Annotated in this window: 11 protein-coding genes; 3 read left to right on the plus strand and 8 right to left on the minus strand. The window is 55.2% G+C overall.

All coding sequences use genetic code 11. The features are described 5' to 3' along the window. Positions 1–16: 16 nt before the first annotated feature. Positions 17–3,034 (minus strand): PSD1 and planctomycete cytochrome C domain-containing protein, encoded by a 3,018-nt coding sequence (locus tag Poly21_RS03080; protein WP_146405532.1) that lies wholly within the window; start codon positions 3,032–3,034, stop codon positions 17–19. A 245-nt stretch (positions 3,035–3,279) separates the two neighbouring features. Here Poly21_RS03080 and Poly21_RS03085 point away from each other — a divergent pair, with 245 nt between their 5' ends. Further along, on the plus strand, positions 3,280–4,569 hold the full coding sequence (locus tag Poly21_RS03085; RefSeq protein ID WP_146405533.1) for a DUF1552 domain-containing protein: 1,290 nt from the start codon (positions 3,280–3,282) through the stop codon (positions 4,567–4,569). 17 nt (positions 4,570–4,586) lie between these two features. Further along, the gene (locus Poly21_RS03090; protein WP_302117362.1) at positions 4,587–7,094 is read left to right on the plus strand and encodes a DUF1592 domain-containing protein; all 2,508 of its coding nucleotides are present in this window, start codon (positions 4,587–4,589) and stop codon (positions 7,092–7,094) included. Positions 7,095–7,847: 753 nt separating this feature from the next. Here the strand turns inward: Poly21_RS03090 and Poly21_RS03095 are convergent. The 6 genes from Poly21_RS03095 to Poly21_RS03125 form a co-directional block, all read right to left on the minus strand. Beyond that, positions 7,848–8,171 carry a hypothetical protein gene (locus Poly21_RS03095; protein ID WP_146405535.1) on the minus strand — a complete coding sequence of 108 codons (324 nt, stop codon included), beginning with the start codon at positions 8,169–8,171 and terminating at the stop codon, positions 7,848–7,850. Continuing rightward, entirely contained in the window at positions 8,146–8,622 is a 477-nt protein-coding gene (locus tag Poly21_RS03100; protein ID WP_146405536.1) for a hypothetical protein, read from the minus strand. The genes Poly21_RS03095 and Poly21_RS03100 overlap by 26 nt, the downstream gene beginning before the upstream one ends. Before the next feature lie 156 nt (positions 8,623–8,778). Then, positions 8,779–9,198 carry a DUF4275 family protein gene (locus tag Poly21_RS03110; protein WP_146405538.1) on the minus strand — a complete coding sequence of 140 codons (420 nt, stop codon included), beginning with the start codon at positions 9,196–9,198 and terminating at the stop codon, positions 8,779–8,781. A 175-nt stretch (positions 9,199–9,373) separates the two neighbouring features. Then, the gene (locus Poly21_RS03115; RefSeq protein WP_146405539.1) at positions 9,374–9,700 is read right to left on the minus strand and encodes a hypothetical protein; all 327 of its coding nucleotides are present in this window, start codon (positions 9,698–9,700) and stop codon (positions 9,374–9,376) included. A 488-nt stretch (positions 9,701–10,188) separates the two neighbouring features. Beyond that, positions 10,189–11,643 carry a DUF1501 domain-containing protein gene (locus Poly21_RS03120; protein WP_146405540.1) on the minus strand — a complete coding sequence of 485 codons (1,455 nt, stop codon included), beginning with the start codon at positions 11,641–11,643 and terminating at the stop codon, positions 10,189–10,191. Continuing rightward, positions 11,640–14,780 (minus strand): DUF1553 domain-containing protein, encoded by a 3,141-nt coding sequence (locus Poly21_RS03125; protein WP_146405541.1) that lies wholly within the window; start codon positions 14,778–14,780, stop codon positions 11,640–11,642. The genes Poly21_RS03120 and Poly21_RS03125 overlap by 4 nt, the downstream gene beginning before the upstream one ends. Before the next feature lie 443 nt (positions 14,781–15,223). Between Poly21_RS03125 and Poly21_RS03130 the strand changes: the two genes are divergently transcribed. Further along, positions 15,224–15,871, plus strand: a complete 648-nt coding sequence (locus Poly21_RS03130) for a hypothetical protein (RefSeq protein ID WP_146405542.1) — start codon at positions 15,224–15,226, stop codon at positions 15,869–15,871. A gap of 74 nt (positions 15,872–15,945) precedes the next feature. On the opposite strand, the gene Poly21_RS03135 is transcribed toward Poly21_RS03130, so the two are convergent. Beyond that, on the minus strand, positions 15,946–17,451 hold the full coding sequence (locus Poly21_RS03135; protein WP_302117364.1) for an alkaline phosphatase D family protein: 1,506 nt from the start codon (positions 17,449–17,451) through the stop codon (positions 15,946–15,948). Positions 17,452–17,610: the final 159 nt, after the last annotated feature.

Below are 17,610 nucleotides of genomic sequence, written 5' to 3' on the forward strand. Positions count from 1 at the left end.
TACGAAGTAGGCGGGCCTAATAGCGAGTGATGGTTTCGTGCAAATTCAAAATCACGCGAGCGACGCTGGTCCACGCCGCCAACTCGGCTGCATCGAGGTCTTCTGCAGGCGGCGAGACGCCCGTGGCGACCAAGTCTTCGGCGTCGACGTGTTGCTCGGTGTAAGAGTGAATGTGCTCGATAGACAACTTTTCCAATTCTTCAGCGATCTCGGGTGCAGGCTTGTGCGACAACGCCTCGCGATACGCCCATTGGATTCGCTCCGCCGTGGTCTTCCCTCCCTCTCGCATGATGCGCGCCGCGAAGACGCGTGCGGCTTCCACAAACGTGGGATCGTTCAGTAGGGTGAGAGCTTGCAGGGGAGTATTGGATCGCGATCTCGCAGCCGTGCATTCTTCACGACTTGGTGCGTCGAAGGCCTTGAGCATCGGATGCAAAAAGGTTCGCTGCCAATGCGTGTAAAGGCCCCGTCGAAATTGATTCGAGCTCGTCTCGGCAACGTAGGTGCGTTTGGGAAAGTTCAAATGGTCGTAATAACCCTCCGGTTGGTAGGGCTTCACGCTCGGGCCACCGCGATGTTCCACGAGCAGACCGCTGACGGCGAGGGCATTGTCGCGAACCATCTCGGCATCGATGCGGAATCGACCCTGCCGAGCAAATAATTCATTGTATGGGTCGCTCGCCCGGAGTGACTCCGTCGGTCGGGATGATTGCTGGTACGCCGAACTGCTGACAATGGTGCGTATCAAATGTTTGACGTCCCAACCGGATTCGACAAACTCGACTGCCAACCAATCCAGTAGATCGGGGTGCGAAGGATAGGTACCCTGCCCTCCAAGATCATCGACACTCGTACTGATTCCACGCCCGAACATCAAATACCAAATTCGATTGACAAATGTCCGCGACGTTAATGGGTTGTCTTGTCGACACAACCAATTTGCGAGATCCAAACGTGTGGCTCGCGGAGAGTCAATTTCGAGCGATCCCAAGAATTCGGGAATCGCCGGCTCAACAATCTCACCTGAATCATCCATCCAGTTACCCCGGGGGAGGACACGAATGGGACGCGGCGTGACAGCTTTACTGACCATTACCGTGGTAGCAGTATTCACGATCGTCTGACGAGCGGTTTGTTCTGCCGCAATCTGCTGATCGATGTCGATGATTGGCTGGGACTGCGCTAGATAGTATGCCGTCAACATTTGGGCCTGCTCCATGCTGCGACCATCGACTGGTTGACTCAGCGCTTGGGCGATGTCTTCAGGCATGGAATCCGATTCGATCCAGGCTGTGTGATCCCAATAGGTCAATCCTCCGAATTGCGTCCAGGCTTGGCCCGCGACCGTGCTCCCGGGTTTCAACCCCACATCGGCCGCGCGGACCTCCAATCGAACCCACTGGCCCGTTTGCGGTAGATCACCTGCCCGGTGGTACCCGGCCCAACTTTCGGCTCGCTTGCCATACTTGATTGCATCCGAACCCCAGACAGCACGATGGTCCCAAGAACCATCGTGGAACTGCAGCATCACGGCCTGAGGTGGGTTACCGGGATCGAGGTAGACCCACGTATAGAAACGAGTGGTTTCGGTAATGGGAATTGTCGTTTTCGCCCCCAGCACAACGTGCTGGACGAGGCCGCTGGATGACTGCCGCCGCGCGTGGGTGCCGCTGTATACCGGTCCCTGATCGTGACCAATGAACTCCCATGATTCGCTGCTCTGACCCCCAGTGTCCTGTGAATCTTCAATCCAAACTGTGGTTTTGTCTCGCGTTTGGTCGAGCTGCGCTCGTGCTTGATTCTCCCAGATGGGTTGCGCGGCCGCGAGCTGTTGCTGTCGTGACAGACGCTCGCTATTGAGTTGGGCGAGCCGCTGGTCGTGCTGATCGAGGTGTGCTTGTTGGTCAGCGGTGAAGACGGGAATCGTAGGCGGCCGTTGGCGAGCGCCATAAACCCCGCGTTCGTCCAAGTCAGCGAAGAATGCGCCAAGCGAATAGAAGTCTTTAGCGGTGTAGGGATCATACTTGTGGTCGTGGCATTGGGCGCACCCCACCGTCGCACCCATAAACACCTGGGAAACATTGCGAACGCGATCGGCGAAATAGATCGCCAAGTACTCCTTGGCTTGAGCGCCGCCTTCTTCGGTGGTTTGATTGAGCCGGTTGTAGCCGGAGGCGATTTGCTGTGCTGGGGTGGCCCCCGGCAATAGATCGCCTGCCAGCTGTTCTCGTACGAACTGATCGAAGGGCATGTTGGCGTTGAAAGCGTCGATGACGTAGTCTCGGTAGGGCGACTGCGACACGTCCTGGTCACCGTGGTATCCGACCGTATCGGCGTAACGCACGAGATCGAGCCAGTACATTGCCATTCGCTCGCCAAAACGCGGTGACTCGAGGAGACGATCAACGAGTTCGCGATAGGCGTGTTCGGAATGATCATCAAGGAAGGCATCGACCTCCGCGGGCGTCGGTGCGATCCCAGTTAAATCAAGTGATAGACGCCGGATCAAAGTCACCCGATCAGCTCGAGCCACCCGCGCAGCGCCCTCACTCTCGAGGCGGGCGGCGACGAAGCAATCAATGTCATTGCGACACCAATCAGAATCCAGCGGTGACGGTGGCGTTGGCCGGCGGAGCGAGGTGTATGCCCAGTGCGGTTCGTACTGCGCCCCTTCTTCAATCCAGCGCGTCAGCAAATCCTTCTCCACACTCGTCAGCGTTTTGTGGCTATGTGGCGGCGGCATCACCGTGTTCTCATCGGAAGAATCGATGCGATCGATCAGCGGACTATCGCCGGGGACGCCGGGCGTGATTGCGCCGTTGTCGACGGCAGATTCAGACAAATCCAAACGCAGGTCACCTGCGACGCTTTCCGCGTCGGGACCATGGCAGGCAAAGCACTTGTCACTCAGAATCGGGCGAATGTCACGATTGAATCGTATCGGTCGCTCGTCAGCGCATGCGAGTTGCGATAGGCCGCACGAGACGAACGGGAATAACAGGAGAGCGAGTGTGGAGCTGAGGTGGGAGGTCATGCGCCGGATTCTACGAGCGGGGGTGAATCAGTTAACGTCATGTCGCATCTATTAAACCAGATTACGGAGCGCCCTGTGGAGTTGCCACACGCAAGATCGCGAGGAACGCCTTAGGAAATACGGGATTTTTGCCCCCCGAAAACGCCTCGTCGATAACAGCAATCTGGTGATAGCGTCCCGTTTTGACGATTCAATATTCATCCACGTGTTGCATCGGGTGGTCCTCTCGATGTTAGAATGGCTGCATGTCAAATTCAAATAATCTTAATCGTCGCCGTTTTGTAATCCGGTCCCTCGCTGGATCGCTCGCTCTCCCGGGGTTACCGTCCCTGATGGCTGGTTCGGTCGGTGGTAACTCAGCGATTCAGGCTTCCCGCGGCGCCGGCGTCGGTGCGAGACGCTTTGTCGCGGTGGGCAATCTGCTTGGTTTCCAACAGAAATCATTCTTCCCCGAGACCACAGGACGTGAATTTGAAGCGACAACACTCCTGAAACCACTCATTGCCAATCGCGAACATATCACGGTCTATCGCGGGCTCGATCATGGTTTGCGAGGTGGGCACTTTGCCGTGCACACCTTTCTTTCCGGTGTGCTCCATCATGAGTCAAAGAACCGGCCTGATGGCAACGTTACCATTGACCAGTTCATTGCCGATGAGGTTGGTACCGAGACTCGATTTCCGTCGTTAACGGTGGGATCCGAAGGAGGAATTCATGGCGGGTGTCAGATGTCGTGGACGAAGTCGGGTGTCCGTGTTCCGCCCATCACCGGCCCCGCCGAATTGTTTGACAGACTCTTCGTGACCGAGTCGAAAGAACGACGGGCCCAGCGGGTCAAAGACAACTCATTGCAAGGTTCTGTGCTCGATTTGATGCTGGAGGAAGCCGGGGCTCTTTCTAAGCAGGTCAATCAGGAAGACAGGGCTAAATTGGACGAGTATTTCAGCTCCATTCGAGATGTCGAGAAACGACTCGAAGTCCGCCGGCGGTGGGCAGATCAGCCCAAGCCTGCTCCACCTTTCGAGAAACCAGCCGACTCGAACACGGTCGACGATCTGCCGATGTTGTATGAGCTGATTGCCTTGGCATTGCAAACAGACTCCACCAGGGTCGCGACTCTGGAGATTGGCGGGAGCTTCTTGCCTCAAAATCTCGGCATCGATAAGTCGTATCACAGTCTTTCACATCACGGCAACGACGATGCGGCGATCGCAGACTTGATTACTCTTGAAACCTACCAGTTGGAGCACTTTGGAAAATTTTTGACACGTCTTGCCGACGTCCAAGATGGCGAACAGACCTTGCTGGACTCCACGGCAGTCGTTTTCGGCAGCGGTATGGGAAACGGCAGTTCACACACCAACAGTGACCTACCGATCGTCGTGGCCGGGGGCGGCTATGGTAGCGGTGAGTTCCGGAATGTCGCGTCGAGACACTCCGGCAGCATCCCCCTATGCAACCTCTTCGTCGACATCGCTCAGCGGATGGGAATCGAGAAGGATTCGTTCGGTACCAGTACCGGGGCATTTTCATAACCGCGATGGCCACGCACGTGATTAGCTTATTTCTGTCGACAGCCCGGCGCGGTGCGCTCGTGCTTGGCATCTGTTGTTCAGTCAGCCCTTTCGCCGTCGCCGCGGACACCGAACCCGATCTTCAGCCCGTAATTTCAGGTTTCGTTGAAAAGTACTGCTTGGAGTGCCATGACGCGGATACCGCTGAAGGTGAACGCGAATTCGAATCGTTCTCATTGCCGCTTGTTTCAGAGCAACAGCTGATAACGGCCGATGAAATGATCGACCAAGTGACACTGCAAGTGATGCCGCCGGAGGAATCCGATCAGCCCACGGATGACGAGCGTGTGTCGTTCGTTACCGCGCTGAGAAATCTAGTCTCCCAAGCCGACGACAAGGCGCCGGGGGGCGGTGGACGCACAGTGATGCGGCGACTTTCCAATCGTGAGTACGAAAACACGCTGGCGACACTATTCGGTCGTCGCGTCGATACTTTGGGGTTAACCGCGGATTTCCCCAAAGACAACACCAGCCATCACATGGACACCATCGGGGAGTCGCTGGTCACGTCAGGCTTCTTGTTGGACCAATACTTCCAAGCCGCCTCACGTCTTGTCGAGACGCGCCTGGGTAAGCCGAACCTGGAACCAAAATCATGGCATTTTACTGATAACTTTCAACAGTACGAAGAGCTGACAGGGGCGCACCGAAGCGTCTTTAAGTTTAAATTTCTCTGTTTGTATGAACAGCCCAATACGGACACGCGGCAAGGCGGTTATGGCCATATTGAGGATTTCTTGGAGGGGGTCCCTGTCTCTGGGCTTTATGATATCGAAGTTCTTGCCCAGGCGATGCACCGCGACACGCACTATGACCCCAAAATCTTCCGTATCGATTTCTCCGAGCCCTTCCAACTCGCCGTGGTCCCTGGTGACGCGACCAAGGGGCATATCCATTACCCGCAGGCAATTGAGCCCATCCTGGGGTGTACCGTCGTGCCCGATGAGCAGCCCGAATGGCTGACGTTTCGCGTTTGGCTGGAGGCGGGGCAAACACCTCGGTTTATCTTCCCCAACGGTCCTTATGAGTCGCGGGCGTCGGTGATCGAGACCAACAAGAGATACCAAGACGAGTTCAAGAATCCCAAGGTCGGCGTGAGCCGCACGTCATTGCTTCGCGAAGGGGCGCTGCCGCACATCAAGATCGGTGAAATCAAAGTCCGAGGACCGCTGAAGGAAGCTGACGGCGGGAAAGAAGACGTCACCGTATTCGGCATCGATGGTTTTCAGCCAGATCGTGCTCTTGAACAACTATTTGCCTTTGGCGAGCGAGCCTTCCGTCGACCCCTCAACGACCGTGATCGGGCGCGGATCGAGGCTATCTATCAGACACGCTTGTCCGAACACGCCACACCGCGCCAAGCTGCATTGGACGCGTTGAAAATGATTCTTTGCTCCCCCTCGTTTCTGTATCTGAGCGAGATTACTCCCGAAGACGAGAGCGACCTACGCCCCTTCGATCTAGCGTCACGGCTCTCCTACGCGATTTGGGCGGCGCCACCGGACGAGATCCTGTTTGAAGCGGCAAGATCCGAATGCTTGACAGAAGCGGACGAATTAAGAAAACAAATTAGTCGTTTGCTTGCGGACGAGCGATCGAATGAATTCATCAACGGATTTCTCGATAGCTGGCTGAACCTACGAGACATCGGCAGTCTGCCGCCACCTCGCAAGGCGGCGCCGGAGTACTATGCCGAGAACTTGCCTGAATCGATGAAGGAGGAGGCTCGGCGCTTCTTTCGGAATCTGCTGGACGAAAACGGATCGGTTACGAATTTCATCAACGCCGACTACACCTTCGTGGACAAAAAGTTGGCTAAACTCTATCAATTGCCGGAGCAGGACAGTTTGCGTTTGGGAGATGGATTTCAACGGGTCAGCGTCGCTGGAAACGAGCAACGAGGCGGTTTGCTCGGAATGGCGGGAGTGCTAACCGTCAGCGCCAACGGAGTTGATACATCGCCAGTGACGCGGGGTGTATGGGTGCTCGAAAACATCCTTGGAATCATACCTCCCCCACCGCCTGATGAGGTTCCCTCGATCGACAGCGACGTTAGCGGCGCCAAGACGATCCGAGAAAAGCTAGAGAAACACCGCGAGGACAAAACTTGCAGTGTGTGCCATCGAAATATCGATCCACTGGGATTTGCACTTGAGACATTTGACCCCATCGGACGCTGGAGAACGAAGTACCCTAAGCCGAAGAACAAAAGCGTAGCAGCTCGAGTAGACCCGTCGGGAACGCTGCCGTCGGGAGAAACCTACAGCGACTTTGCGGGCTTCAAGGAAGTGCTTGTCGAGAGTCGCCGTGATCACTTTGTTCGCAACTTGATCGAAAAATTGTTGACGTACGCGACGGGACGACACATGGAACGACGTGATCAGTACGAGATCGATCGCATCGTGGAGGTTGTCAGAGCGGATGGCGATGGACTCCATACGATGGTGACCGAGGTCCTCACCAGCGAGATCTTTCGGTCGCGGTAGATTGCTGTCCCGCGGTTGCTCTATCGACGTAGCTCAGAACGGTTCAGTGTCAAAGATGTGCGAGCGGTCGTGTAATTGACGCGAATCTTGGACCACGAAATACACGAACCACACGAAAGTCAGCGGTGGTCTATTTCGTGTCGTTCGTGTATTTCGTGGTTGATTCAATGCACGGCACAACGGCGCGGCCGCCACTCCTGAAGGTGTACAACCATGTTGCATATCTCTATCGACGTGGCTTAGAACGGTTCGGTGTCAGAGATGTTCAAGCGGCCCGTGCCATCAAAGCGAATCTTGGACCACGAAATACACGAACGACACGAAAAGTTTGGGGCCGTCTATTTCGTGTCCTTCGTGCATTTCGTGGTTGATTCAATGCACGGCACAACGGCGCGGCTGCCCCTGCTTAAGGTGTACAACCATGTTGTATATCTCTATCGACGTGGCTTAGAACGGTTCGGTGTCAGAGATGTGCAACGCGCCCGTGCACTCAAAGCGAATCTTGAACCACGAAAGACACGAACCACACGAAAAGTCAGCGGTGGTCTATTTCGTGTCCTTCGTGTATTTCGTGGTTGATTCAATGCGTGGCGTAACGACTTGGCCGCCCCTGCTTAAGGCGTACAAGCAGGTTGCATATCTCTATCGACGTGGCTTAGAACGGTTCGGTGTCAGAGATGTGTAAGCGGTCGTGAAATTGATGGGAATCTTGAACCACGAAAGACACGAACCACACGAAAAGTCAGCGGTGGTCTATTTCGTGTCCTTCGTGTATTTCGTGGTTGAAACAATGCGTGGCTCAATCGAACGACCGCCATCGTGTTTCTGACGGTCTGAGACGCCCAACAGCAGGTTTTGTCGACGCCAGTGGTGATCGAAGCGGAAATCGTGGCACACGAATAAGTTGTACCAACGGAGGAACACCTCGCCAGCCAAATAGGTTTCCGCGGGGTTGAATTGCCAGTGGACGTGACTGAAGCATTGGACGTATTGAGAAAAGATTTTCCAACGTAGAACGTGCAGCTTTGCGGCAAAACCATGTTGCCCGCCGCTAACCTCGCGATTGATTGTCAACATCGAGGTAACGCGCGTCAGGATACGCCATGAGAAATGCATCAGCGACGTTGCCAGACGCACCAATCAACAAGGTGGCGGATGAGTCCCAGCAAACGATCTCAAAATGCGCATCCGGTAATTGTGGCCGAGGTGAACCACGCCAAAGTTCGGAATTGCCGTCGGCGTAGGGTGCGGATTCGAGGGCCGCTGGATCACAGTTGGTATCAGCGGGCAATGCAGACAGGACAGACCAAACGAATTGCGGACGTTTGAGCGTGAAATCAAAAAGAACGTCGCCATCGATCAAGTAGCGGTCGTGGTCGTTGGGTGGCACAGGCAGCTCCGATGTGACGTCAACGTCCGTCCATAGCCAGTAGTGAGATCGGATCGTTGATTCGATCAACGAGAAGAATGGAAACAGATCGGAGTACCATTGGATCGTCGGCGAGTTTTCGATAATGAGGTTGGCCAACGATTAACCTGCGGCGTACAACGGAAGCTTTTTACGACACCGACCTGAACGAAGCGAACGATGCCTGAACTACGAGAGATTCTACCAATGCCAGCCCGCGTGACCAACCAAGAAAGGTGTGTTGAAGGCCTAGCGTAAAAGCCAGGTTGTGTGACGCTAAGCACCGGGTGCGGCGAAGAAAGGACCAAGACCAATCGACATTTCGTGAGTGGTGGTGAATAGCCACGTCATGTCGTGGGGGCAAACGTAAATGTCGTCGGCAAACGAGCGGATATCTGGCCATGTCGCTGCCGCGCAATCGAGCATTGCGTCGTGACATTCGTGATAGATATAGAATGGGACAACCGTCTGTTCGCGGTAGCACTCAAAGGCGGCGTCGCCAGCCAGTGCAATCTCGTGGCCGAACGTGTATCCGTGCCAGCGGTAGTTGCTGTACACCCACCTACCGGTCGCGCTTTTGACGTTGGGGAAGAAGCGCTCAAGCAACCGCTGGTTGACGTTGCGAAACGTTGCTGCGTCCAACACCGCCGCGGACGTGCAGTGTTCCATGCTGAGCGTTGCGATAAAGTCGTCCATCTTGATGAGACTGCGTGACCCAACGGAAGGTATTTGCGATACCGCCCTGAGCGAAACGAGCGATGTCTGAACGACGAGAGATTGTAACAAGGCCAGCCCGCGTCGCCAAACTCGGAAGGTGTACCGAAGGTCTCAGCGTAATAACCATGTTATGCGACGGCGAATCGCGAAAACGTTAGGAATCCACATAGAAGACCGACCAGACCGCGAGTGCGGTAATGAATCCAAAGAACGCAGAGCATTCAAGCAACGGCTTGCGAAACATCGAACGTCGATCGTTTACGAGCCAATTGACGGCGAGAGCCGTCAATAATGATGCCCAGGCAGTGACGCAAGCCATCGCAAACGCAGTGATTGCAACGCCAAAGACAATCACGGGGAGTTCGTAGTTGTTCGCGACGATTTCCGCCCAGCTCGCGGCAGTTGTGAGTGTGAGCCACATAGTGACGCCCAGCCAGACGACGGGCGTCGGAAAGAATCGAAATGTGCCTTGGTCATTCATCTGAGTCGCCCAATATGTTTATAGGCGACACCCTGTCATGATAAACGCAAGGTGTCGTGAAACGGGTTGTTTTGGCGGTTTGGGTGAAGGGCTGCAAGACTGTTTTTATTTCACTGAGTTCTTAATGGAATTTGCATGATGTTCTTCATGGTCGGTGAACGCAGAGCGTTGGATTCGAGTTTGGTGTTTCAGCGTTTTGAGCTGGGGGCCGCCTGGCGGATCTCGATGTTGGGAAATTCGCGGGCGCGAAATTGAGAGGGGTAAAAACGTGGACCCGAATGAATTGTTCGATGAGGCTTCAAGAGTTCGACAGGGACAGACGCGTTGCCGTGCTGCGCGGTCGATATGTCTTTGCAGTTGTTGGACAACGCCATGGTTCTCGATACTTATTCGTCAAAATCAGGGTAACCCCCCAACGGCTCATCAGCGCGGCGCTGCCGCGCTATCTGGGGCGTGTTGCGATCTAGGCGAGTCTGGCGGCTCATCCGTCAGGTCAAGATATCTGTCACGGCGTGACGTTCTTCGACGCCGGTTAGTTTTAAATCGAGACCTTGAAAGGGTATCGTCAGCCTGCGATGGTCGATGCCAAGCGTGTGCAGAATCGTGGCGTGTAAATCGTTCACATGGACCGGGTTAGCAACGATGTTGTAACCAAACTCGTCGGTTTCCCCGTAAACCGTGCCTGGTTTGATGCCGCCCCCGGCCAGAAACACGGAGAAACACCGCGGATGATGGTCGCGACCGTAATTGGTCTCGGTCAGTTTGCCTTGACAGTAAACCGTCCGTCCAAATTCACCACCCCACACCACGAGCGTGTCGTCGAGGAGTCCACGCTGATCCAGATCATTGATCAGTGCCGCCGTAGGCTGGTCGGTATCACGGCACTGTTTGCCCATGTGATCGGGCAAGTGGTCATGCTGATCCCAGCCCATGTGAAAGAGCTGGATAAATCGCACGTCCCGCTCGGCGAGGCGACGGGCCAGCAAACAGTTTCTCGCATAGGTGCCGGGTTTGGACACATCCGGACCGTAGCTATCGAGCACCGATTGGGGTTCGTCGCTGAAATCCATTAACTCGGGTACAGATGACTGCATACGAAACGCCAGTTCGTATTGCTCGATTCGGGTCTGGACGTCTGGGGCCATCGTGCGTGCGAACGTTTCCTGATTCAGCGATTTCAGATCGTCTAAAATTCGCCGTCGGATTTGAGGTGGGCAGCCTGCGGGATTGGCCAGATATAGAATTGGATCGGCGCCACCACGAAGTTTCACACCCTGCGTTTTTCCCGGTAGGACGCCGTTGCCCCACAGGCGGTCGTAGAGCGGTTGGCCAGCTGCCCGACCGGTTCCCCGTGAGACCATGACGACGAAGGTGGGTAGGTCCTCGTTGATCGATCCTAGCCCGTATGCGACCCATGATCCCATGCTGGGGCGACCGGAGAGCTGCGAGCCTGTTTGAAAGAAAGTGATCGCTGGGTCGTGGTTAATCGCTTCGGTGTGCATCGAGCGGATCACGCAATATTTATCGGCGACTGCGCCGATATGGGGCAACAGATCGCTCACCCACGTGCCCGCCTGACCTCGCTGTTGAAACTTGAAGATCGATGGAGCGATCGGGAAACTCGACTGTCCGGCGGTCATTCCAGTCAGCCGCTGGCCATTGCGAATCTCATCTGGCAACTCGGTCTTGGCGAGTTGGCTGAGCCCGGGCTTATAGTCAAAGGACTCGAACTGCGACGGAGCTCCTGATTGGAACAGATAGATCACCCGCTTGGCCGTGGCCGGATGATGTGGGAAACCGGCCAGAGCTGAGCTCGAGATACGTCCTTGCACCGTCGCTGGGCTCGGTTCGGCTCGGGCGTTCATCGCCGCCGCAGCGATGGACCCCAAACTGAGGCCCGACGATTTCAGAAATAGTCTTCGGTTCTCGATCATGTTATTCATTCCTTCGTGACGGCTTCGTCTAAGTTCAATAGGATCGCTGCCACCGACGTCATGGCCGCCATTCGGTCCGGCGGCAATGACGGATCTACCCGCGACTGACCAGTTGTCAATAATTCGTTGGCGTCATCAACATGCTCAGCATAGTAATGGCTGTAGACCTGATAACCCTGCCACAAGACATCCAGCTCGCTCGCGCTGGGTTGGCGCAGAGTCACGACCAAAAAGCCGTGGCGAATTGAGTCGCGAAGTGAGGTTTCGGTTCCTGAAGATTGGGTAGGCTCGATCAGCATCCGTTCGGCCAATTTGCGTGCTGCTTCCACATAGGTCACGTCATTGAGTAAGGCCAACGATTGCAGCGGTGTGTTGGTGCGGGGACGCTGGAGTTGGCAGATTTCCCAGGTCGGTGCATCAAACGTAGCCAAAGTCGGATGAGCAACGGTCCGTTTTCGATACGTATACAAACTGCGGCGATACAGATCGTCACCTTGCGATGGCACGTAGGGACCGTTGTTCGCGCCACCGGCTAATTCCTCCCACAAACCTGCGGGCTGGTAAGGAAACACCGATGGCCCCCCGACCCGCTCGACCAGTAACCCTGCGGCGTTCAAAGAAGCATCACGAATCTGTTCTGCGGACATCCGGTATCTCGGTCCGCGAGCGAAATATTGGTTGGCGGGATCGCGAGCGAGCGACTCCTCCGTCAGATCAGAGGCACGCTGATAGGTCGCGGTCATGACAATCATTTTATGCAGTCGTTTCAGATCCCAGTTGTGAGTTCGGAAATCGTCGGCAAGCCAGTCGAGCAATTGGGGGTGCGACGGGGGTGTGCCCTGCAAACCAAAATTGCCGACAGTCTCGACTAAACCCCGCCCGAAGAATTTTAACCACGCACGATTCACGACGACTCGTGCAACGAGTGGGTTACGGGAGTCAATCATCCACTTCGCCAAACCCAACCGATTGCGGTGTTGATCGGCACGGAGCTGGGGAAGTGCCGCGGGGATGGACGGCATGAGCGCGACGCTCGTGTCAGGTTGGTCGTATTGTCCACGTTGCAGCAGAAACGTTTCGCGGTAGGGCCCCGCGCGCTCCCGCATGATCATCGTTGTCTGCGTATTTGCCGACAGTCGTTCGTGCTGCGTCTGCAGTTCGGCCAGCTTGGCTGTCGTCCCATCGTCGGTGATGCCATGCAGATACTGGTTGCAAACCTGCATCGCAGCAGCCTCGTTGCCGGTGGTGGCGAGCTGACCGTAGTGGGAGATGACGGCGTGATGAAGCAGAGCGTTGATATCCTGTTGGGACAATGCGCGGTCGTACAACCGAAAATCCGCCAGCGCGCCTGTGAGAAACTCCGAGTGCGAGCGTTGTCCCAGTTTAAACGGGACTTCGGTCGCCACAGACTGCGTCAATGAATCTGCATTCATTTCAAGTTCGACTGGCTCGCCATTGAAATAAACTCGCACGCCACTGGCTTGGCTCCCACCATCGTAGGTCACACTCACTGAGGTCCATTGACCAGCCTGAAATGGACGTTTGGAGATCACCGCGATCGCGTTGTCCGACCAATGATGAATCAAATGAACTTTCAGTCGACCATCTGCTAGGATCAGTCCGTCGACGCCTCGGAATCCATCGCTCTCGTCCATGTGTCCGAAAATGGCGCCGCGGGCATCTCCTTGAACCCATGCCGACCATGAGAACGGTGAGTCTCGCTCGAACGTGAACGACGGTGTTGGGTGGGTGCTCGCCGCGTTGTTTCGTCCAGGGAATTCATAACTCGGCCCGGCGGGTGAGTCGCCCTCGGGCAGTTCGCTACCTTCAAACCCGTTCGATACGTAGACGGGCTGAGGGAGCGTGGTCGAATCACGCGCTGATAGCAACTCTCGCCATCGCTCCATGACGGTGCTTGCGCGGTTGACATCGTTCGATTGGGAATCGAGTCGCTGCCGTAAGTCGGCGATCTGGGCTGCAATTTCTAACAACCGAGCGGTCTCGTCCGTTGTGGGCACATGCAGTTGAGGTCCCGCGTTGCCGCGTTTTTCGTTGTAAACGCCCTGTTCATCGACGTTATTGAAGAACGCAAAAAACTGATAAAATTCCTGTTGCGACACCGGGTCGTATTTGTGGTCATGACAGCGGGCGCAACCCATCGTCAGACCCAAAAATGCTGCCGAGGTTGTTTCCACGCGATCAATGCAGTTTTCGATTCGCCATTCTTCATCGATCGTGCCGCCTTCGGTAACCGACGGGTTGTTTCGATTGAATCCGCTCGCGATCAATTGCTCATCAGTCGGATCGGGCAACATATCGCCCGCGACTTGGAAGACAATGAACTCATCGTAAGGCAGATTCTGATTGAAAGCCTGGATCACCCAGTCACGCCAGGGCCACATGTTGCGCACGAAATCGTTTTGATATCCGTTGGTGTCCGCATACCTTGCTACATCGAGCCACTCGACGGCCATCTGTTCGCCATAGTGAGGTGAGGCCAGTAGCTCGTCGACGACATGCTCAAACGCGTCTGGGCGAGAATCGTGGACGAACGTTGCTAGTTGTTGCGGAGTTGGTGGAATGCCGACGAGATCGAGATGCACGCGACGTAGCAACGTGGCTTTGTCAGCAAGAGGCGAGGGTGATAGACCGTGGCGGTCAAACTGCTGTGCGATATATCGATCGATCGTTGCTGGCGACGACTCGGAACTCTCGGTGGACGCGATGGGCTCGAACGCCCAGTGTTTTTGCCATGTGGCACCTTCCTCGATCCAACGTTTGAGCAACTGTTTGTCATCATTGGACAGAGGATGACGGGCCTCGGGAGGCGGCATAATCAGATTGGCATCTTCGGTGAAAATCCGAGAAACCAATTCGCTATTGCTGGCATCGCCAGCCACGATTGCATAGTCCTTAGCTGATGACTCGTCATCGAGGCGCAGATCGGCCTCGCGAGTGCTCTCGTCGGGGCCGTGACAGGCGTAGCAATGCGTTGCCAAGACAGGCTGGATCTGCTGGCGGAAATCAATCTTCGACTCCACCCCTTCACCTGCCGTGAGCCGCTTCGATGAGCCCAGTCCCAACGCGGAGAGTAGTATCGCCGCAAGCAAAAGTGGTTGTGGGATGCAATGCTGCGATGTACTCATGGAAGCGTCTCGGATTGTCAGAAGGTGGTCCGTCGCTAGTCCTCACTCGCTCGATGGACCGGAAATAGCCCTGATCGTAGTCTATGATGAAGTGTCAATCTATCAGCGCGGTGTGCTGCCGGTTTCCGTGGGAGTCGAGCGACGGAGCTGTCGATTGACGATGTTCTGCCAGAGTCCGAAATGCACCGTGTATCGCTATTCAGATTCGAACAGTATCTCTTCGGCAATAATCTCCTCAGCATATATTTTCTACATTTCAAGTGATCTGCCGAAATAGAATCAAGGTAACATCGCAATTCGGATAGACTGCCGGCTATTCGTCCTGAAAGTCACAGCCCTTTTGGTGATTGACAGCCCCTGCCTTGACGGTGTCCTTATTTCACCGACCACGGTGGTGCCGGTTCCAGTCAGGTATTTCCTTTCGCCTGTTCGCTGGAGCTGTGATGTCCGATCATACATTGACGCGAGAGTCCCCAGTCTACGTCTTGCTGCGGTTCCTTATCTATGGCCTGTTTGCAATTGTGATGGGGCAAATCATTGTCTGGAATTTGAATTCTCTGGGAGTCGCTGCGCTCGCGAGCGAGAACGGTGTGCTGGAGTGGGTGCAAGTTGCGTTTTTGGCGTTCGCGAGTGGCCTTTCTGCCTGCGCTTTCTGTACCTCGAGATCCGGTTCGACCATCTACGGTCTCATTGCCTGTGTCACGGCGTACGCGACCGCGAAGGAGTGCGATACATTTTTCGAAGCAGCACTCTTTGACGATGCATACAAGTACGTCGCGGGCGTTCCCTTGGCTCTTCTGGCTGGATTTCTGCTATATCGCGGACGCATGAGATTCGTCAACGAAATATCTGAATGCATCGGTTATCGATGGTTTGGCATCTTTGTGACCGCGGGCATTCTGTTGGCCTCTCTCTGCCAACTCTTGGACAGTGCTCATTTTTGGGAGACATTTGAGCAAAGTCTTACGCTGCAGGATGCCAAACGCCTCGTCGAAGAGACCTCCGAGCTGTACGCGTACTACTTTATGTCTGTCGCAGCCGTTGAGAGTTTTTTCCAATCGAGAATCTTGATAGCACCCACGGCATCGTAGCCCCCACCGAGCATCAGAGGCGGGGTATGGGTGCGAGACGCATTCGAGCGACTGCTTGTTTCTGTTGCTCAAACCTACACCGAGTCCGGGGAGGCTGGTGTCAACTCCGAGAGGCTGAGGTCGATCTCTTCGAGAATGTCACCCTGTGGCGTGATCAAGCGAAACGTGACGGCGGATTCATCGTCGGAGACATCAAAGGTGAATTCGCCGAACGCTACGAAGCTATTGCCCTGGTCGTCACTACCACTGTAACCAAACAGTTGCTCAGGACAGTTCTTGACCAATCCTGGAGGTCCAGAGACCCCGCCTAACGTCGCGGGTTCAAATTCATAGAACGTGAAAGTCGAAGGCCTCGGGATGCGGAACCCACGGGCGCCATGTCGATCACCACTGACCAGCAGAACGCCACCAATCGACTCTTCCTCGATCAAACTGAATATTTCCTCACGGGCAGCAGTGTCCCACGTGCCCCAAGAATCCTTTCCATTACTGACATAGTCGCTCCACATCGTTCCACTGCTAATGACTTTGAACTTTGCCGTTGAGTTTTTCAGCGTTTGCTTGAGCCAGTCCATCTGCTGCTGGCCAAGATACGAACCATGTTGCCCTCGCTGCTGGCGATCTCGACACGAGCGAGTGTCCAACATGATCACTTCGACGGGCCCAATCTGCGTACTGAAATAGATACCCTCTCGATTCGCGTCTGCCGCTGGATTATTCCAGTTCTCACGCCAAACTTCGCGGACATTGTCACGGTCTTGAGAGCTGAACTTTCGCGGAATGCCACTGAGGTCATTGTCAAAATAATCGTGATCGTCCCAGGCAGTGTAGACGGGAACGTGCGAGACGAGATCATTCCATGGCTTGGACACATCACGTAGTTGGTAGTCGGCCCGATGCATAGCGACTTGGTTGTTACGATCATCGACCGCAATATCTCCGAGCAGTAACATCGCGTGGGGCTGGCGGTTGACGATCGCACGAAACAAATTCGGATTATGCACGCCGATCTTGTGACAGCATGATCCAAAGGCAAGGCGAAAGGAACCTGAATCGTTGGTCGCTGGAGCTGTTACAAAACGTCCTGAGGCGATGGTGCGTCCCTCTGACTCTACCGCGTAGTGGTACGGTGTGTTTGGCTGCAGTTGATCGACTCGGATGCGAACGGTCTCACCAGGACGTCGTGGTTTGATCGGGAACGATTTTCCTGCCACGGTGATCGACATCTCTGACTCGGTGGCGGGTCTCATCCAAATGGTAACACCATCATCTCGCAAATCTCCCAACAGGGGCCCGCCCATCAGTAAGACACCGTTGCGCTGTGCAGCGGCGACGATCTTGGGGTCCGTAAAGTTAGCCTGTTCGTTGTTCGCAAAGATCTGACGGACATCCAGATAAAACCGCCGCAGGTTCGCTGCGGGCCCGCCGTAGCTGTCGAGCAGACGCGTGTCGATTTCCAGCGTCCCCTTGTGAGCTTCGGGCAGAGTGACCTTGAACTGAGGTTCGACGGTAGTTGCGAAGATCCGCTGGAGCGGAGTCAGTACGGCACCGACCGCGCCGAGGAATAAACGACGTTTCATGTTTGTTTCTTTAAATTGGCTCGCCCCACCCATCCTGCTTCGGGGATGGTGGATTGACCGTCACTTTGATGGCGGACGACATCGTCAGTCTACCCGGTAATGAACGCCGATTGTACTTGCGCTCGAAAACTTCCTGGGTGGCCGGTTCTCCGCAGTGCC

The organism is Allorhodopirellula heiligendammensis, from assembly GCF_007860105.1.
GTDB lineage: Bacteria > Planctomycetota > Planctomycetia > Pirellulales > Pirellulaceae > Rhodopirellula > Rhodopirellula heiligendammensis.